At 42.8% G+C, this 15,293-nt stretch carries 14 protein-coding genes; 8 read left to right on the forward strand and 6 right to left on the reverse strand.

Going from position 1 to position 15,293, the window contains the following annotated elements:
• Nucleotides 1-303 precede the first annotated feature (303 nt).
• The 3 genes from V202x_RS17780 (at nucleotide 304) to V202x_RS17790 (ending at nucleotide 3,422) form a co-directional block, all read left to right on the forward strand.
• A complete protein-coding gene (locus V202x_RS17780; RefSeq protein WP_144985132.1) occupies nucleotides 304-1,254 on the forward strand; it encodes a DUF1559 domain-containing protein in 951 nt (316 codons plus the stop codon).
• 65 nt (nucleotides 1,255-1,319) lie between these two features.
• Nucleotides 1,320-1,787 carry a carboxypeptidase regulatory-like domain-containing protein gene (locus V202x_RS17785; protein WP_145177826.1) on the forward strand — a complete coding sequence of 156 codons (468 nt, stop codon included), beginning with the start codon at nucleotides 1,320-1,322 and terminating at the stop codon, nucleotides 1,785-1,787.
• 144 nt (nucleotides 1,788-1,931) lie between these two features.
• Complete coding sequence (locus tag V202x_RS17790) at nucleotides 1,932-3,422, forward strand: amidohydrolase (RefSeq protein ID WP_145177828.1); 1,491 nt, start codon at nucleotides 1,932-1,934, stop codon at nucleotides 3,420-3,422.
• Nucleotides 3,423-3,434: 12 nt separating this feature from the next.
• Here the strand turns inward: V202x_RS17790 and V202x_RS17795 are convergent, their stop codons facing one another.
• Nucleotides 3,435-4,109, reverse strand: a complete 675-nt coding sequence (locus tag V202x_RS17795) for a protein-L-isoaspartate(D-aspartate) O-methyltransferase (protein ID WP_145177830.1) — start codon at nucleotides 4,107-4,109, stop codon at nucleotides 3,435-3,437.
• A gap of 30 nt (nucleotides 4,110-4,139) precedes the next feature.
• Nucleotides 4,140-4,577, reverse strand: coding sequence for a CBS domain-containing protein (locus V202x_RS17800; RefSeq protein ID WP_197992942.1), 438 nt, complete (start codon nucleotides 4,575-4,577; stop codon nucleotides 4,140-4,142).
• A 315-nt stretch (nucleotides 4,578-4,892) separates the two neighbouring features.
• On the opposite strand from V202x_RS17800, the gene V202x_RS17805 reads away from it, so the two are divergent.
• The 3 genes from V202x_RS17805 to V202x_RS17815 all read left to right on the forward strand — a co-directional run bounded on the left by V202x_RS17805 (nucleotide 4,893) and on the right by V202x_RS17815 (nucleotide 7,934).
• Nucleotides 4,893-5,144: a hypothetical protein gene (locus tag V202x_RS17805; protein ID WP_144985137.1), complete on the forward strand. Its 252-nt coding sequence runs from the start codon at nucleotides 4,893-4,895 to the stop codon at nucleotides 5,142-5,144.
• A 176-nt stretch (nucleotides 5,145-5,320) separates the two neighbouring features.
• A complete protein-coding gene (locus V202x_RS17810) occupies nucleotides 5,321-6,316 on the forward strand; it encodes a zinc-dependent alcohol dehydrogenase family protein (RefSeq protein WP_232099028.1) in 996 nt (331 codons plus the stop codon).
• 136 nt (nucleotides 6,317-6,452) lie between these two features.
• Nucleotides 6,453-7,934 carry a sulfatase gene (locus V202x_RS17815; protein WP_145177836.1) on the forward strand — a complete coding sequence of 494 codons (1,482 nt, stop codon included), beginning with the start codon at nucleotides 6,453-6,455 and terminating at the stop codon, nucleotides 7,932-7,934.
• 73 nt (nucleotides 7,935-8,007) lie between these two features.
• On the opposite strand, the gene V202x_RS17820 is transcribed toward V202x_RS17815, so the two are convergent.
• The 4 genes from V202x_RS17820 to V202x_RS17835 form a co-directional block, all read right to left on the reverse strand.
• Nucleotides 8,008-8,895 (reverse strand): sugar phosphate isomerase/epimerase family protein, encoded by an 888-nt coding sequence (locus tag V202x_RS17820; RefSeq protein ID WP_145177838.1) that lies wholly within the window; start codon nucleotides 8,893-8,895, stop codon nucleotides 8,008-8,010.
• 49 nt (nucleotides 8,896-8,944) lie between these two features.
• On the reverse strand, nucleotides 8,945-9,961 hold the full coding sequence (gene aroF / locus V202x_RS17825) for a 3-deoxy-7-phosphoheptulonate synthase (protein ID WP_145177840.1): 1,017 nt from the start codon (nucleotides 9,959-9,961) through the stop codon (nucleotides 8,945-8,947).
• Between the two features lie 352 nt (nucleotides 9,962-10,313).
• The gene (locus tag V202x_RS17830; protein WP_145177842.1) at nucleotides 10,314-11,261 is read right to left on the reverse strand and encodes a hypothetical protein; all 948 of its coding nucleotides are present in this window, start codon (nucleotides 11,259-11,261) and stop codon (nucleotides 10,314-10,316) included.
• A gap of 229 nt (nucleotides 11,262-11,490) precedes the next feature.
• On the reverse strand, nucleotides 11,491-12,204 hold the full coding sequence (locus V202x_RS17835; RefSeq protein ID WP_232098548.1) for a DUF1080 domain-containing protein: 714 nt from the start codon (nucleotides 12,202-12,204) through the stop codon (nucleotides 11,491-11,493).
• Nucleotides 12,205-12,549: 345 nt separating this feature from the next.
• Here V202x_RS17835 and V202x_RS17840 point away from each other — a divergent pair, with 345 nt between their 5' ends.
• Together V202x_RS17840 and V202x_RS17845 are read left to right on the forward strand one after the other, a co-directional pair.
• The gene (locus tag V202x_RS17840) at nucleotides 12,550-14,274 is read left to right on the forward strand and encodes a sensor domain-containing diguanylate cyclase (protein ID WP_145177846.1); all 1,725 of its coding nucleotides are present in this window, start codon (nucleotides 12,550-12,552) and stop codon (nucleotides 14,272-14,274) included.
• Nucleotides 14,275-14,470: 196 nt separating this feature from the next.
• Nucleotides 14,471-15,268: a glycosyltransferase family 2 protein gene (locus V202x_RS17845; RefSeq protein WP_232098549.1), complete on the forward strand. Its 798-nt coding sequence runs from the start codon at nucleotides 14,471-14,473 to the stop codon at nucleotides 15,266-15,268.
• Nucleotides 15,269-15,293: the final 25 nt, after the last annotated feature.

The raw sequence follows: 15,293 nt of genomic DNA on the forward strand, positions 1-15,293 counted from the left end.
TCTGAGTCATCGCAAAATTTGAAAGTCACTTAAGTGGCGTTATTTATACTCTACTTTTGAGCATAATCATCTCTTACGAATATCATACTCTCTTCACACAATTTTTATATTGCCATATTAAAATCATCAAAAATTCTTAGCGAAATTAAGCTCTACCCAAAGATTCTGGTGATCATATCAGAACCAAATTCATTAGTAAGAAATGCTTCTATCTAATCATGAAACGGAAGAAATATACGTTGTCATAAGACAGTCATCTCTTAGTAACCTATTTATTTAAACTTATTCAAAGAAGAGGGAACGATGAAGAATCAAAAAGGTTTTACTCTGATTGAACTCCTGGTTGTCATCGCAATTATCGCAATCTTGATTGCGTTATTGTTGCCAGCAGTCCAACAAGCTCGTGAGGCTGCTCGTCGTAGTAGTTGTAAAAATAATATGAAACAAATTGGACTGGCGTTACATAATTATCACGACGTCTTTAGTTCATTACCGCCGGGTAGTATCACTTTGCTTAATTCATCCGGAACAACTTACAATGGTCATGGTTGGACTTGGCATGCAAGTATTTTACCTTATATCGACCAAGCACCTCTTTATAATCAGATACAAGGACCTGATTCCAGTGGAATGGGCTCGGAGTCTGGTGGTTCAACCAGCACCAAGCAGCGCTTGGCGGGTAGAACAGCCATTCCTGTATTTCGCTGTCCTTCTCAGCCAGATGCTAGTCGGGGACCTCAGAAGGATTTGTATCAAACTTCAAACTACAACGGAAATATGGGAACCCTAATTGGTAGTTCTGGCGACAACTGCTACAGTGGCCCCATAACTACCGCGGCTCAAATGGCAGCACCGGGTGGGTGTATGAACGCCGACGGCGTGTTTTTCATAAGTAGTAACGTTACCTTTCGTGATGTTACTGATGGCCTCTCAAACACAATCTTTGTCAGTGAGGTCATTGATTCAGGTGGAGACGCCAACATGCTCGGTGGTGCAGGTAGTGATCGTAAATATTGTTTTTCTGGTGGGGCTGATAGCAATCCTCCGACTGAGATGACAGAGTACCTTATTGCCGCTGAAAATAATGACCCTATTAATTCATATGGTGAAGAAGCAGCGGGCAGCTACCATGTGGGGGGCGCACATTTTGTGCTTGGTGATGGTAGAGTGCGATTTCTTTCAGAGAACATCGATATGGCGACTTATCGAGCGCTCAGCACAAGAGCTAAAAGAGAAACATTAGGTGAATTCTAAAATGACAATACCACAATCAAACTGCGTTGCGAAACAGCGATGCAGTTTTTTTATGAATCAGGGTTATGAAAAGGTTAGTAGAAATTATGGAAATTAAGAAAACGGTTTTTTTAATGTTTACCTATTTGGTTCTCTATGTATGTGTCTTTGGCTGCGGCGGGCCAGCAAGTGATCAACCCGACCTGGGGTTGGTAAAAGGTGTTATCACATTTGATGGGGCACCACTTGCTAGAGCAACCGTCACCTTTCTTCCCGACTCTGGTCGCAGGGCGATTGCAACTACCGATGCAGAGGGAAAATATGAATTAATCTACATCCGGGATACTCCGGGATGTAAAATAGGCCACAATAAAGTCGCCATTACTACTTTGACCGAAGGGGAAGATGAAGTTGAACAGGAAGGTGACGATGCTCAGGTGGAGGTCGAATCAGTGAAGGAGAAGATTCCTGCAAAGTATAATACCAAGACTGAACTTGAGGCAGATGTCAAAGCAGGAGAGAACACGTTTGATTTCAACCTGACTGGCCTTTAATTTCAATTGTCATGCTGGAGTTCTATTTGTGATTGACGAGAAAGAAATTCGAAGAAGAAAATGAGGTGAAATTTTTTCGTGGCTTTGGTAATCTGGATATGTAAATTAAATTATTTACTTAAAAATCCAGAAAAAGAGGCCATCATGCGAATGAATTTGGTTATTAAGATTGTGCTGTCAGTTTTCTGTTTATTAGCGATCCGGGCGTCACAAATACAAAATAGCTGGGCTGATGAAGGACTATCTAACGGCTTGAGTTCATCTCAACGGACGGCTGTAGATGATGTCACTCATCGATCTGATGAATTGAAGGCCGTTAATCATGCGATCTGGAATTACGCGGAAATCGGTTTAGAGGAAACGAAATCGTCACAGTTGCTGATTGATAAATTAAAACAGGCGGGATTTCGTGTCAAAAGTGGTGTATCTGATATGCCGACGGCTTTTGTGGCCAGTTACGGCAGTGGTAAACCGATTATCGGAATTTTAGCTGAGTATGATGCCCTTCCTGGCTTGTCTCAAAAAACAGTGGCTTATCGCGAGCCCAAAGTGGAAGGGGGAGCAGGGCATGCTTGTGGGCATAGCGGTTTGGGAACAGCTGCTTTGGGAGCGGCTCTCGCGGTTAAAAAAGCGATCGATGAGCACAAGCTTAAAGGCACCATTCGATTATATGGAACACCGGCTGAGGAAACCGGTTTAGGCAAGGTTTATATGTTACTAGATGGGCAGTTTAAAGATCTGGATATTGCATTGCATTGGCATCCTTCTTCTAAAACGAACGTGCATTTAGGAAGTTCGAAAGCTTTGGTGTCCGTCAAATTTACATTCACCGGGCTGCCTGCACATGCTTCAGTTAGTCCGGAAAGTGGTGTGAGCGCCTTGGATGCCGTCGAGTTAATGAATACTGGTGTCAATTTTATGCGGGAGCATGTTAAAGAAGATGCGCGGATGCACTATGTGATTATCGATGGAGGTGGTCAGCCAAATGTCGTTCCGGCGAAAGCGACTGTCTGGTATTATGTGCGGGCCAATTCTCACGAAGATCTGGAGAGAAACTATAAATGGGTGGTTGATATCGCCAAAGGTGCTGCACTCATGACGCGAACCAAACTCAAAGTACACGTCGATACCGATAATCATGAGTTGATTCCCAACACGCCACTTTCAGAATTGATCCACAAAAAATTGACGGCAATTGGGCCTCCCGAATTTTCGGAAGAGGAAAAACAATTTGCTCGCCGGATTCAACAGCCATTGATTGATAAATTTGGTCAGGACTTTTCTGTGGCGATTGATAACCGGATTCATTCACTACTCGAATCCAAAACCTCAACAAAAGGTTCTACCGATGTGGGAGATATCAGTTGGCATATTCCCACTGGTGGCTTGCGTACTACTTGCTTTGCGGCAGGGAATCCCGGTCATAGTTGGCAGAATGTGGCCTGCATCGGTTCTTCAATAGGTGATAAAGGAATTCTCTATGCTGCCCAGGCATTAGCTGCTACAACAGTCGAACTGATGGAGAATCCAGCTCTGGTAACAGCTGCCAAAGCAGACTTTGATCAACGGATGCAAAAACGGAAATACATCACTTTGATTCCGAAAGGACAAAAGCCGCCCGTTAAAATTAAATAGTGAGTGGCAATGTCAGACAGGCCATCCATACTCTCCAATCAAGGGAACAAAAGCGAATGCTCCCAGGTTTTCCTCGGATAGTTTACCATTCTTTAACGTAAACCGATACATCGTTTGACCGGCATGTTCTGTTCCGATGGGTATGATGATTCTACCTCCTTCCTTTAGCTGGTTGAGGTAGGGGGAGGGTAATGATTCTGCTCCCGCTGTTACAATGATGGCATCAAAGGGAGCCGCTTCTGATACCCCTAATGTACCATCGTTAGAGTAGACGTGTACATTCAAAAAACCAAGACGACGTAGTCTTTCGAATGCCTGTTGTGCTAATTCTGGTATCCGTTCGATGGTATGAACCTCATGAGCCAGCAAAGATAAAACGGCAGCGCCGTATCCTGATCCACTACCAACTTCTAACACGCTTTCATCACCATTCAATTGAGCGGCTTCACACATAAAGGCAACGGTAAACGGTTGAGAAATCGTCTGGTTACAATCAATGGGTAAGGCACAATCGTTATAGCTAAACGTCTTTTTTTCAGGTGAAACAAATTCCTCACGAGGAACCTGGCTCATTGCATCCAGGACACGACGATCGTTAATGCCCCGAGACACGAGTTGAGTTGCCACCATTTTTTGTCGTGCTTCATTCCATTGATTCGTGTTTTGCTTATATGTTGAATTTTCCATGCTAAACGGACTCTATTAACGCATTGAATTTTAAGATTGAGCCAAACTTTCCGGGCTTTCCTTCCGAATCAAATTTCCAATATCCGTAAATTCAGAACAGAGTAGTTCCAGAATGTCATCTAGTGAGACAACACCGATTAGCTTTCCTGCTGCATCTACAACAGGTAATCGACGAAATCCACCAGCCCGCATTTTTGAGAGTGCGATTTCAATCGAAGTTTCTTCAGTTACATTGTATGGAAATTGAGTCATGATCTCGGAGACGAGTGTTTGGATCGAATCGCGCCCTTTAGCGACAACACGGAGAGCCAGATCGCGATCTGTTATCATACCGATCGGATGCGATTCTTGATCTAGAACGATAAGCGTTCCTACATTACGCGCATTCATTCGTTCTGCAGCTATCTGAACCGATTCGTGTGCATCTACTAAATCAACTTCCCGAGTGCAAATTCGTCCAACGGTCATGGTTTTGCTCCTTAAATTCAATGTTGTTTCAAGCATTACACTGAAAATGTTAAACAAAAACTTCAGGTCCTTGTACGAGACTTCGCGAATATTTTCACTTCGTCATGACAGTGCCCCAGATTATTTCTTCAACATAACCAGAGGAATGAGGCGTGTAAATACCTTGGGCATAGTTTATGATCCGTGTCATGTCCTAGGGGATTTCCCTATTAAACTTTACCTCAACTCCTGATTACTTGAGTTGAAAGAGAATTGTATTTTGATGTCATTAGGAAAAGGGTGTAAGTCTTAAATTCGTAAAGAAAGGAACTGGATATGACCTTAACAGCAGAACAACAAATGGAGCACATTGGCGAAACAAAAGGATGTGCAGATCACGATCATGATGTAATACATGAACTCAGCAAGAGGTTAGATTCTCTTTGGCGTTGTGATCAATATATTGCCAACGCAAAGGGGCATTCCGAATTGGAAGGATTTTGGAAAGATATCAAAAGTCAGGAAGAAGAGAACATCAGTCGTATGAAAGAGATCTTGGCCGACCACATTGATAAAGGGTGTTTTTAAGTAAAATTCTGATTTCATGTCGTACAAATAAATAATGAATTACATGGGAGAAAGTACTCAAGCTCTCATAATGATTATTAATTGCGATTGGATGGCTAAAGAGATCGGAATATAAACAAGAACTTTAAAACTCATCAATTAGGATCGATGTTGGAGAATATCCTCCAATGAAAGCCATGATATTAAGTCGGAGAGCTTCCATTAGTAGTTCCCCTCTTTCACTGGTAGACGTCCCTGTTCCTGAACCTGGTCTAAACGAGATATTGATCAGCGTAAAATGTTGCGCGATTTGTCGCACTGATTTGCATGTAATTGAGGGTGATTTGCCAAAAGCGAAATCCCCTGTCATTCCTGGTCATCAAGTTGTTGGGACCGTGGTGAAAGTGGGGAGGAACAGTCAACGTTTTCAAGCTGGTGATCGTGTTGGAATTGCCTGGCTTCGTAGCACCTGTGGTATATGCTCGTTTTGTCAATCCGGAAGAGAGAACCTTTGTGAATCGTCTTGTTTTACAGGTTATCATGCCGATGGCGGATTTGCTGAATTCGCTGTAATACATGAAGATTATGCCTATCCAATTCCTGAGGCGTTCAGCCATTTCGAGGCGACTCCTTTACTTTGTGCAGGGATTATTGGTTATCGAGCTTTGCAACGGAGTGAATTAAAACCGGGTGAACGTCTGGGGATTTACGGGTTCGGTTCCAGTGCCCATGTGGTAATTCAGATTGCCTTACATCGTGATTGTGAAGTCTTTGTCGTGACGCGCGGAGAAAAACATCGTCAATTAGCGCGTGCTATGGGTGCAGCCTGGGTGGGTGAAAGGGCGGATCAAATGCCTGTCAAAGTGCACTCTGCCATTGTTTTCGCTCCAGCAGGTGAACTGGTTCCCGTTGCATTGAAGTCTCTGGAAAAGGGAGGCACTCTCGCTTTAGCGGGAATTTATATGTCAGATATTCCTCAATTGAATTATGAGGAAACGTTGTTTTATGAACGAAACCTGCGATCAGTTACAGCGAATACGCGACTGGACGGACAAGCACTTTTGCGGGAAGCAGCCCAAATTCCAATACGACCTCATATTACAACTTATCCCTTGCAGGATGCTAACCGGGCATTAATGGATTTAAAAAATGATCAAATCAACGGAACCGGTGTTTTGGTAGTGGAATCGTAAGTCGTCTCAGTTTCTATCGCATTTTCAGGTTGATTTACTGTATACAAGACCCTGAGATCGTGTCAAACTCTTAATGAATATGTTTGTGATGTTTTAAATCAGTGAATTGTAATTCTTGTTTAAGATTCCTCCTAAAATGCTCTTTAAGAATATTCGTTTCTGTTTTCAGATTTTGGTTTTGATATTCCTTTATTTGGTCCTGTCTGTCGATGCACAAGAATCAAAGTCCGGGCAGCGTCCTAATATCCTGTTTATCGCCATTGATGATTTACGGACTGAACTGGGATGTTATGGGCTTCCCTATGTTCAGAGCCCATCGTTGGATCAATTAGCTTCAGAAGGAGTCTTATTTACAAATCACTTTGTGCAAGTTCCTACCTGTGGCGCCTCGCGCTTTGCTTTATTGACGGGACGCAGTCCGATGCAATCAGGGGTGACTCGCAGTAATCAAGCATTTTATCATGGAAAATCAGCGCTTTCTACAAGTCAGACTGAAGGGGCGCAGACACTACCAGAACTGTTCCGTCGAAGTGGTTATCTCACGACATGTATCGGAAAAATTTCACATACGGCCGACGGTCGGGTCTTTGAATATAATGGAAGCGGGGATGGCCGTATTGAGTTACCCTTTGCCTGGGATAAACTGGCTACTCCCTTTGGTTCCTGGAAAAGAGGTTGGGGAATATTTTTTGCTTATGCAAATGGCCAGAGCCGCGAAGATGGAAGCGGAATTCGTGACTTGATGGAATTCAACGTTGAGCATGATGAAGATCTTCCTGATGGTTTACTCGCTCGACAGGCAATCCAGGAGCTAAGAGCAATGAAACGACAGCAGAAGCCTTTCTTTATGGGGCTTGGTTTTTTCAAACCACATCTTCCATTCGTCGCACCCAAAAAAGATTGGGAGGCGATGTCTCGTGTGAATATTCCACCTGCACCGCATCCGGAAAAGATCAGTTCTTCCTACTGGCACAAGAGTGGTGAATTTTATAATTACAATATGGAATTTGAAAAAACACGGCCTTTGATTGAACCGGCACGCCTTAAAACACGACGTGCTTACCTGGCATGTGTGCGTTATATTGATCGACAAGTGGGTAAGGTACTCAGGGAATTGGATGAATTAGGACTAAGAGAGAACACAATTGTAGTTGTCTGGGGGGATCATGGATGGTTTCTGGGAGATTCCGCACTCTGGGCCAAGCATGCCCCATTTGAACGTGCTTTGAAAAGTACATTGATGATTCGTGCTCCTAGAGTTTCTCAGGCGGGGTTGAAATCAGCGGCATTAGTCGAAAGCATTGATCTCTATCCAACACTTATTGAGCTTTGTCAGCCTGCCTTTCAGAAGACTCAATATCCATTGGATGGTCTTAGTTTGAAACCGATCCTGACCGGATCTAAAACAGCAGTACGCGATGCTTCATTAAGTTATTGGAATTCGGCGATTAGCGTGCGTACAAAAACATATCGCTTAATCACCACTACCGAAAAAGGGAAGCCAACAAAAAATGAGCTTTATGATATTTCAAAAACTCCTGACCCGATTGAGAATCTTGCAGACGAACAGCCAACTACTGTTGAGAGGTTATTAAAATTCATTCCTGCTAAGAAATAAACTATTTGTCCCCAAGGTGGGTTTTTAGATATGGTTCAATTGCAATAAGCCTGTAGAGGTCTTGGTCATGGATTTACATTAAATGCGTTTTCATCCACGTTAAATACTCGCTAGCGTATGCATTCAGATTATCGAGACTACCCCCACCTCGGATGGGAGAACACATTTCGTAAGTTGCGGTGCCGTTGAACCCACCCTCTTTTAACCCGTGAAAAAAAGCAGAATAATCAATAAAACCGGTGCCAAATTTGACTGCGCGGACCATATCTGGTTGTTGTCTTTGATAATTGATTAACTCTGGTTGGTACGCAAAGCGGGGCATTTTGATGTAATCAGCACTGGTCGTGATTGCTGTATAAGGAGCCATTTTACGCGCCGCTTCGAACAGGTTTTCATTTCGCAGAGCAGGGGACCAGGCATCAAAGCCGAGTTTACAGTTTGGGCGGTCAATATCGTGGAACAGTTCCAGGAGGGCATCCGAGTGAACTCCGACATCGTGGTGGTTTTGGACAGCAATCGTGACATCGGATGTGGCAGCACGGTCGCAACATTCCTGAATAGCGGAGACTACCTGACCCCACAGAACGTGAGGCATTTGTAATCCAGCATCGTAAGCGGTAAAGAGACGCACTGTAGATGCTCCAAGTTGTTGTGCAAGATAAACCAGCTGTTGCACATACTGTATTTGCATTTCCAGAAAAGGGACTTCGGCGGCTCCCGTTCCAGAAAAGTCGGTATAGCCACCAATGATTGAACATTTTATTTGATGCTCATGGAGCGCACCTTGAATCGACTCGATTTCTTCGGGTGTGACATCGAGTGGAGATAGATGAGGCCGCTTACCCATTAACATTACCGAATCATAGCCCAACTGAGCCGCTTGCACGATGAAGTCATTCACACTCAATGTATGTTGACCCCAGAAACCGGCATAGCTTACGGAAAAGAGACACAGTTTCATATTCTGACTCCTTCAGTAAAGATGAATTCGAATCAATTCACGATTTCAACTATCCTAGTTCTTTTCCAACAGCTTCCGCAACTTTGCGACAGGCTTGCATTGTTTCTGCGAACGCTTGTGGTGTGAGAGATTGGGCTCCATCACTCATTGCGCGAGAAGGATCAGGGTGTACTTCGAGAATTAATCCATCGCAGCCCGCCGCAATTGCAGCAGCACACATTGGGGGAACAAGACTTGCGATACCTGTACCATGGCTTGGGTCAATAACAACCGGTAGGTGGGTACGTTCATGTAAGTAGGGTACGGTTGCCAGGGGAAGTGTGAAACGAGTATGAGTTTCGAAGGTGCGAACCCCACGTTCACAAAGAATGACCTGTTTGTTTCCTTGATCAAGAATATATTCAGCGGCAAGCAGAAACTCTTCGATTGATGCCGATGGGCCTCGTTTTAACAAGACAGGGAGTCGAGTTTCACCGACTGCTTGCAAGAGATGATAGTTTTGCATATTGCGGGCACCGATCTGCAGTACATCCGCATATTGACTAAGCATTTCAACATGATGGGGGGTCATGACTTCAGTAACAACAGCCAACCCCGTTTCTTCTCTCGCCAGGGCTAAAAGTTTCAAGCCTTCTTCTTTCATTCCCTGAAAAGAGTAAGGGCTGGTTCGTGGTTTGAAAGCTCCCCCACGCAGTCCTGTCGCTCCTGCCGCTTTTACCTGATGAGCGACTTGCAGAATTTGTTTTTCACTTTCGACAGAACAGGGACCAGCAATCACTCCCACATGAGAGCCACCGATCTTCAGATTTCGAGTTGAGACAATTGTAGGTTCTGGTTTCGTTTCTTTACTGGCTACTTTATAGGGCGCGACGATCGGAACGACCTTTTCTACTTCTTCGCACGATTCGAGTTCCGTTTGGTGTCTGTCCCGTTTTACGCCAGCCGCTGCGATGACGGTGCGTTCTTCGCCAACGATCACATGGGCTTTCAGACCCATTTCTTCGACACGCCTGACCATCGCCTGTACCATCTCTTCGGTGGCATGCGGTTTCATTACTACAATCATGACATTGACTCTTTTCTATTTCAGTTTCAGGGAATAAAAAAAGCCCTGTAACCAGTAAGGTTACAGGGCCAATCGAATTTTATGTTTGTTCAACTGCTATGAACGGTATATTTTCGATCGGTCAGGTAACCTGATGTGGTAAACCAATAGCCAAAAAAGTGCCAAGGTGAGTAAGAACTCAACTGCACAAAATTAAAGCTAAAAGTACCAGACCGATGTATCACGGAGAAACTCCAAAACAATTAAAAATATCAAATTCTAGAAAGATCTTCCTAGATAGAAATCATAATACTCCCGTCTACTGACTCAAGTCAACAGACATTCTGAAAAGAATTTTGATGTGTTTTTATTGTCAGGATGAAGACTCGTTGGGCTTTCGTTTTCTAAGTTTGGAAAAACTAACCGATTGATTGTTTAGGGATAAATGAGATTTTTTAGAGCTTTTGTCGAAGTTTGAGTTTAGAGACGTAGGCTCATGTATATCAATTTCTAACGAAGAATCAAATAAGAACGAACTAAATTTATCGGGTAAACGATCCAGAGTCGTTTCCGGGTGAATTCCACTCCGTTCCAGTCGAAGTTGATGAATTGATTTCATGCTAGAAGAGTGATTGAAGCATTCAGAGGGGTAGCATGCCATAATAGCTCCCAGCATCAATTCCCATTGATTTCCTATTTTGCTCGAGTGGCTACCTGGAAAAGAGATCCGTAACCCCGCGGTAATCAAATCCCAGATTTGTATCGGATGATTGGCATTCAGATTTGTTGACTGGTCCTCGCCAAAATCCTGGGAGCGGGCACCATCATGAGCGAATTCTTCAAGTCCAAATCTTAAGACGAGCTGTCCCAGCAGCAGGTCTGTCCAGCGTTCGATAGAGCGTCTCGTGCGGTTGATTCGTTTTAAGGTCTCCAGACTCAAGTACTTCTCTGATACTAGAATAATCAAAGCCAATCGTTTAACTTCAAGAGATGCCAGAAAAAGATTTCTGGCAATTGGCTCTGCCTGACATTGATTCCGTCTCTTATCAGCTGCTGTTAGAATAGCAGTAGCAACTCGAATCAGCATTTCTTCGGCAAAGAATTCCGTGAGGATAACTTCCAACTCTTTTTCAGAGATTTCAGTATGATGATTATCGCTGGTCAAGGGAGTGAAGTATTTGCGTCTTTGCTTTAGGTGTTCCTGCCCATGAAACCAGAAATCATAGAGCGCCGTCGGAGGGAACGGTCTTATACCTTCTACCAGTGAAAGGCTTTGTGATGCAATTAAGGCAGTGACTTCGGCAGTTAATTGTGAGTTCAAGACGATACCATTTTGCTTAAAGAATTCAAAAATTGATGAATGAGAAATCACGCAAATTTCAATGCATTCGCAGAATCAATAAACGCAAAAAAAGTACCAGTCGATTTCTGAATAAAGCTTGGTCTGTTAAATCGTTCCTATACAGGGATTTATGATGGGGTTTCTGTAACTCTAGACGTGCATTTTGGTGAATTAAACCATCGGTATGTTGATAAAAAACAACATACGCTCACTTTCGAGGAGCCGTTTTATCAACTTCTTCTTTGGTGAGCTTGCGAATTTTAATGTTTTTTAAAGCGGCTGTTGTAGAAAACGAAGTAATTCCAAATGGTTTTGAAAGCTCTACCTCGTGGCGTATTGAAATTTTACGATCTTTCAAATTTTGATCGATGATTTGTTTTCCGTCTAACCAGGCTTGAATTTTATGATTAGTAACTTGCAAACGAATTTTATACCATTGTTTCTTTTTGAACGTTTGAAAGCTGGTAGTGCTATTTTGAGAAGCATCGTCTCCATCGATACTGGAAAGCCCGCAAAGACTGCCTCCCCAGCCACCTAAAATGATGGAACAGGGATCTTTTTTTACAGGAAATGTGAGTCCGCAAAAGAAGTCATTTCCGTCAACACGCATTGCCTCCAATTCCACTTCATAATTTGTGAGGGGCAGTTTTTTTGTATCAGTTATCGTGACACCAGTCAGATCGACTCCCATTTCCAGAATCAGGTTTCCATTCGCAACGTGTACTTCTCCTTCACCGCCAAACTGTGGAACTTTCCAGCCATCAAGGCTTTTTCCATTAAACAGAGAGACCCACTTTTGAGATTTCTTCTTTTTTGAGTCTGTTGGATTTTGGGTTTGAGTGGTTTTCGATTTTGTGTTTTTGTCGGTTTGATTATCTGCGGAAACAGGCCCTGTACTGACCGTAAAAATAGTCATAAGCATCAGTACGTAGATCTTTATGAAAATAATTCGGGACTTAGGAAAGGTGAGTGTACTGTGTTCATTCATGATGGGCCTGCTATTTAAAAAAGAATTATATGTAGGAGGTTTAGAACCAATACCATTAGAAACAATCTTCGATTCGAACGGGAAGTGAAAAAAGTAATATTATTCGGATTATAACGAATTCAAGGCTATTTTGAACACAGTAGTAAATATCCCGATTCGTAAATGAAAAATGAACGAATCGGTTCACGTTTTTGAGCTAAGTTTAATGGATACCACAATTATAAAAATATCTACAAATTTTAACTAAACGGCCTGTATGTTAGAAAGCGCAGGAGACTGTTGTCTTACATCATTGCATCAATCGTTGAAGTATTTACGAACAATGTTGCCCAAGGTGTGTCCAGCATCAGTGTTGTGGCAATCGCCGTCGTCTGCTTATTGCAATACGTGGTTTATACATGGAAGTTAAATGCGATTCATAAGGAGAATGAAGAGTACCAACGGAATATTTCTGCTGTTGAAGAAGAACTAAATGAAGTCCAGTCTGATCGCGCAATGACGCTGATTGAGAATCATATTCTGAGAGAATTTGTGACTCAATCAGAATTCGATCAAGCCATCGAATTGCTCTTAAAACGATATGTCCCTTCTTTGCGTGAGGGTTTTGGGATTTACCTCGATGAAATGGGAGGTCAATTCAAGCTTAGAGAGTCTAGAGGTATTACTAAGAATTCGAAAGCAGTATACGAAATTGATGAGCATCTTCTAAAAAAATTACATACAGAAAATATTATTATTCTGCGTGGAAAGAAACTACGCGAATCAAAAATATATGCTTGTATTCATGATCAGGATAAGCCTCGAGTTCGAAAACTCATTCTGATGGCGGTTTATGAAAACGATAATATTTCTGGGATTTTCCTGACGACGGATCTCTATCCCAAGGGAGTCGATGAACAACAGCAAATCAAGCTGGCGAAACGGTTGTTGATATGTGTATCACGCAACATAGTGAAAAATCAAGATTTTGAGAACCACCGTTTTGAATTACGAGTTACCAGAGAACAACTTGAATTACGCTCTTTGGCTGATCAACAGTTTAAAACTCCTGTCAAAATGCTGGAGGAATTTTTAGATCGATTACGTCAATTCACTGAGTCTGGTAGAGCAGGCTTATTCCTATCTACCCCTGAAGAAGAAGAGCGCTGTAAAGCCATTGTTCAATGTGGAATTACACTTCAGACAGGGGTCAAAGCACGTTGGCGAGAGCATGAAATTAAGCTAGTTCAGATAGGATTAACTTCAGGGGAGAATACTTCACTTTCAGGGGATCAACTGGACAAACATGGAATTCGCTCGCTGATTGGGTCTAGTCTCGTCTCTCCGCTTGTTACAAATCGAAAGCGAATCGGTGCAATCTGTTTGTCACGGCAAGATAGCCAGCCCTATGATGAAAGATCGCTTCGATTGATTTCCTGGGCCTCTCAATTTCTTTCAAACACGCTACTCAAAGTACTCAGTCATGCTACGATTGAAAGACAGGCCAAACAGGATGGCTTGACAGGATTGGTCAATCGGCGATCGTTTGATGAGTTTATTGAAGATGAATTTAACCGTGCTCAAAGTATGCAGATGGCATGTTCATTGGTCTTGATTGATTTGGATCATTTTAAAGCAGTTAATGATACTTACGGTCATCAGGCAGGAGATGAAGTCCTAAGGCGGGTAGCACAAATTTTGAAAGATCGTATTACCGAGATACGGTCTTCAGATAATGTCATTGCTGCACGTTATGGTGGTGAAGAATTGGCGATTCTTTTACCAGATATTGGTTTAGCTGGTACTGAACGAATAGCTGAAGTCATACGCCATTCAATTGAATCTGCAGTAATCGAATTCAATGAAACACGGATCCCTGTCACTGCCAGTATTGGAATTTCGACTTATAGTCAACATACAATGGAGAATGTCGAATCATTAGTTGCCGCTGCTGACAATGCCCTGTATCAGGCCAAAGCAGAAGGCCGAAATCGAGTTTGCAGCTTGACCTCATCCACTGTGTGATAGTTTCTTCAAAACTTACGCTATTAGACTTGTTTACAGACTTCCTCTCGTAAACAATGCATGGCTGCTTTTGCTAAACTAAATTGGAATGCTCTGTGGATATTCGTATATTGCTAACGGATATTACAATACTTCCAACTTAAATTCGAAGAACATATTTCCGGCTGCAGCTCTTCATTTAGATCTTAATTATTTTATGTCTACAAACTCCTCCCATCAGTCTGAATTAACCTCTCCTAAAGGGCGGGTTGTCGCTGTGATGCCAGCTTATAATGCAGCCAGTACTTTGGAAAGAACAGTCGCTGATATTCCCACAGGTTCTGTTGATGAAATTGTGCTCGTTGATGATTGCAGTAGCGACAATACGGTAGAAGTAGCGAAGAGGCTGGGATTAACGGTCATTCAACATGAGCAAAATACTGGCTATGGCGGAAACCAAAAGACTTGTTATCGCTACGCGTTGGAAGCAGGTGCAGATTATGTGGTGATGATTCACCCAGATTATCAATATGACAGCCGAGTAGTGACCATTGCCGTTGAACTAATTCGATTAGGAATTTCCGACGTTATCCTGGGATCACGAATTCGAACCAGGGCAGAAGCGTTGGAAGGTGGAATGCCACTTTATAAATATATTGCAAATCGGATACTTACAATTGTTGAGAACATGGCGTTAGGGCAGAACTTAGGAGATTTCCATAGTGGATTTCGCGCTTATCGTCGCGAGGTCTTGGAAAAGATTCCTTTTGAAAAGAACTCAGATGACTTTGTGTTTGATAGTCAATTTCTCGCTCAGACGGTTCGATTTGGATTTAAGTTAGGTGACATTCCGGTACCAGTTCGATATTTTGAAGAAGCCTCCAGTATCAATTTCAAGCGCAGTGCCCGCTATGGTTTACTGACATTGGGAGTGCTAGTTCAATATTGGGGAAACCGACTGGGTATTTTGAAGTCAGAAATATTCTCTGGGAACAATCAGTATCTTGTTGACTGAGATTGCGACGAGCAAACTAACATAA

Origin of the sequence: Gimesia aquarii, assembly GCF_007748175.1 — a bacterium.
Lineage (GTDB): Bacteria > Planctomycetota > Planctomycetia > Planctomycetales > Planctomycetaceae > Gimesia > Gimesia aquarii_A.

Coding starts and splice junctions, on each gene's coding strand:
- V202x_RS17780 (WP_144985132.1), top strand. CDS start 304: ATGAAGAATCAAAAAGGTTTTACTCTGATTGAACTCCTGGTTGTCATC.
- V202x_RS17785 (WP_145177826.1), top strand. CDS start 1,320: ATGAAAAGGTTAGTAGAAATTATGGAAATTAAGAAAACGGTTTTTTTA.
- V202x_RS17790 (WP_145177828.1), top strand. CDS start 1,932: ATGCGAATGAATTTGGTTATTAAGATTGTGCTGTCAGTTTTCTGTTTA.
- V202x_RS17795 (WP_145177830.1), bottom strand. CDS start 4,109: ATGGAAAATTCAACATATAAGCAAAACACGAATCAATGGAATGAAGCA.
- V202x_RS17800 (WP_197992942.1), bottom strand. CDS start 4,577: ATGACCGTTGGACGAATTTGCACTCGGGAAGTTGATTTAGTAGATGCA.
- V202x_RS17805 (WP_144985137.1), top strand. CDS start 4,893: ATGACCTTAACAGCAGAACAACAAATGGAGCACATTGGCGAAACAAAA.
- V202x_RS17810 (WP_232099028.1), top strand. CDS start 5,321: ATGATATTAAGTCGGAGAGCTTCCATTAGTAGTTCCCCTCTTTCACTG.
- V202x_RS17815 (WP_145177836.1), top strand. CDS start 6,453: ATGCTCTTTAAGAATATTCGTTTCTGTTTTCAGATTTTGGTTTTGATA.
- V202x_RS17820 (WP_145177838.1), bottom strand. CDS start 8,895: ATGAAACTGTGTCTCTTTTCCGTAAGCTATGCCGGTTTCTGGGGTCAA.
- aroF (WP_145177840.1), bottom strand. CDS start 9,961: ATGATTGTAGTAATGAAACCGCATGCCACCGAAGAGATGGTACAGGCG.
- V202x_RS17835 (WP_232098548.1), bottom strand. CDS start 12,204: ATGCTTATGACTATTTTTACGGTCAGTACAGGGCCTGTTTCCGCAGAT.
- V202x_RS17845 (WP_232098549.1), top strand. CDS start 14,471: ATGTCTACAAACTCCTCCCATCAGTCTGAATTAACCTCTCCTAAAGGG.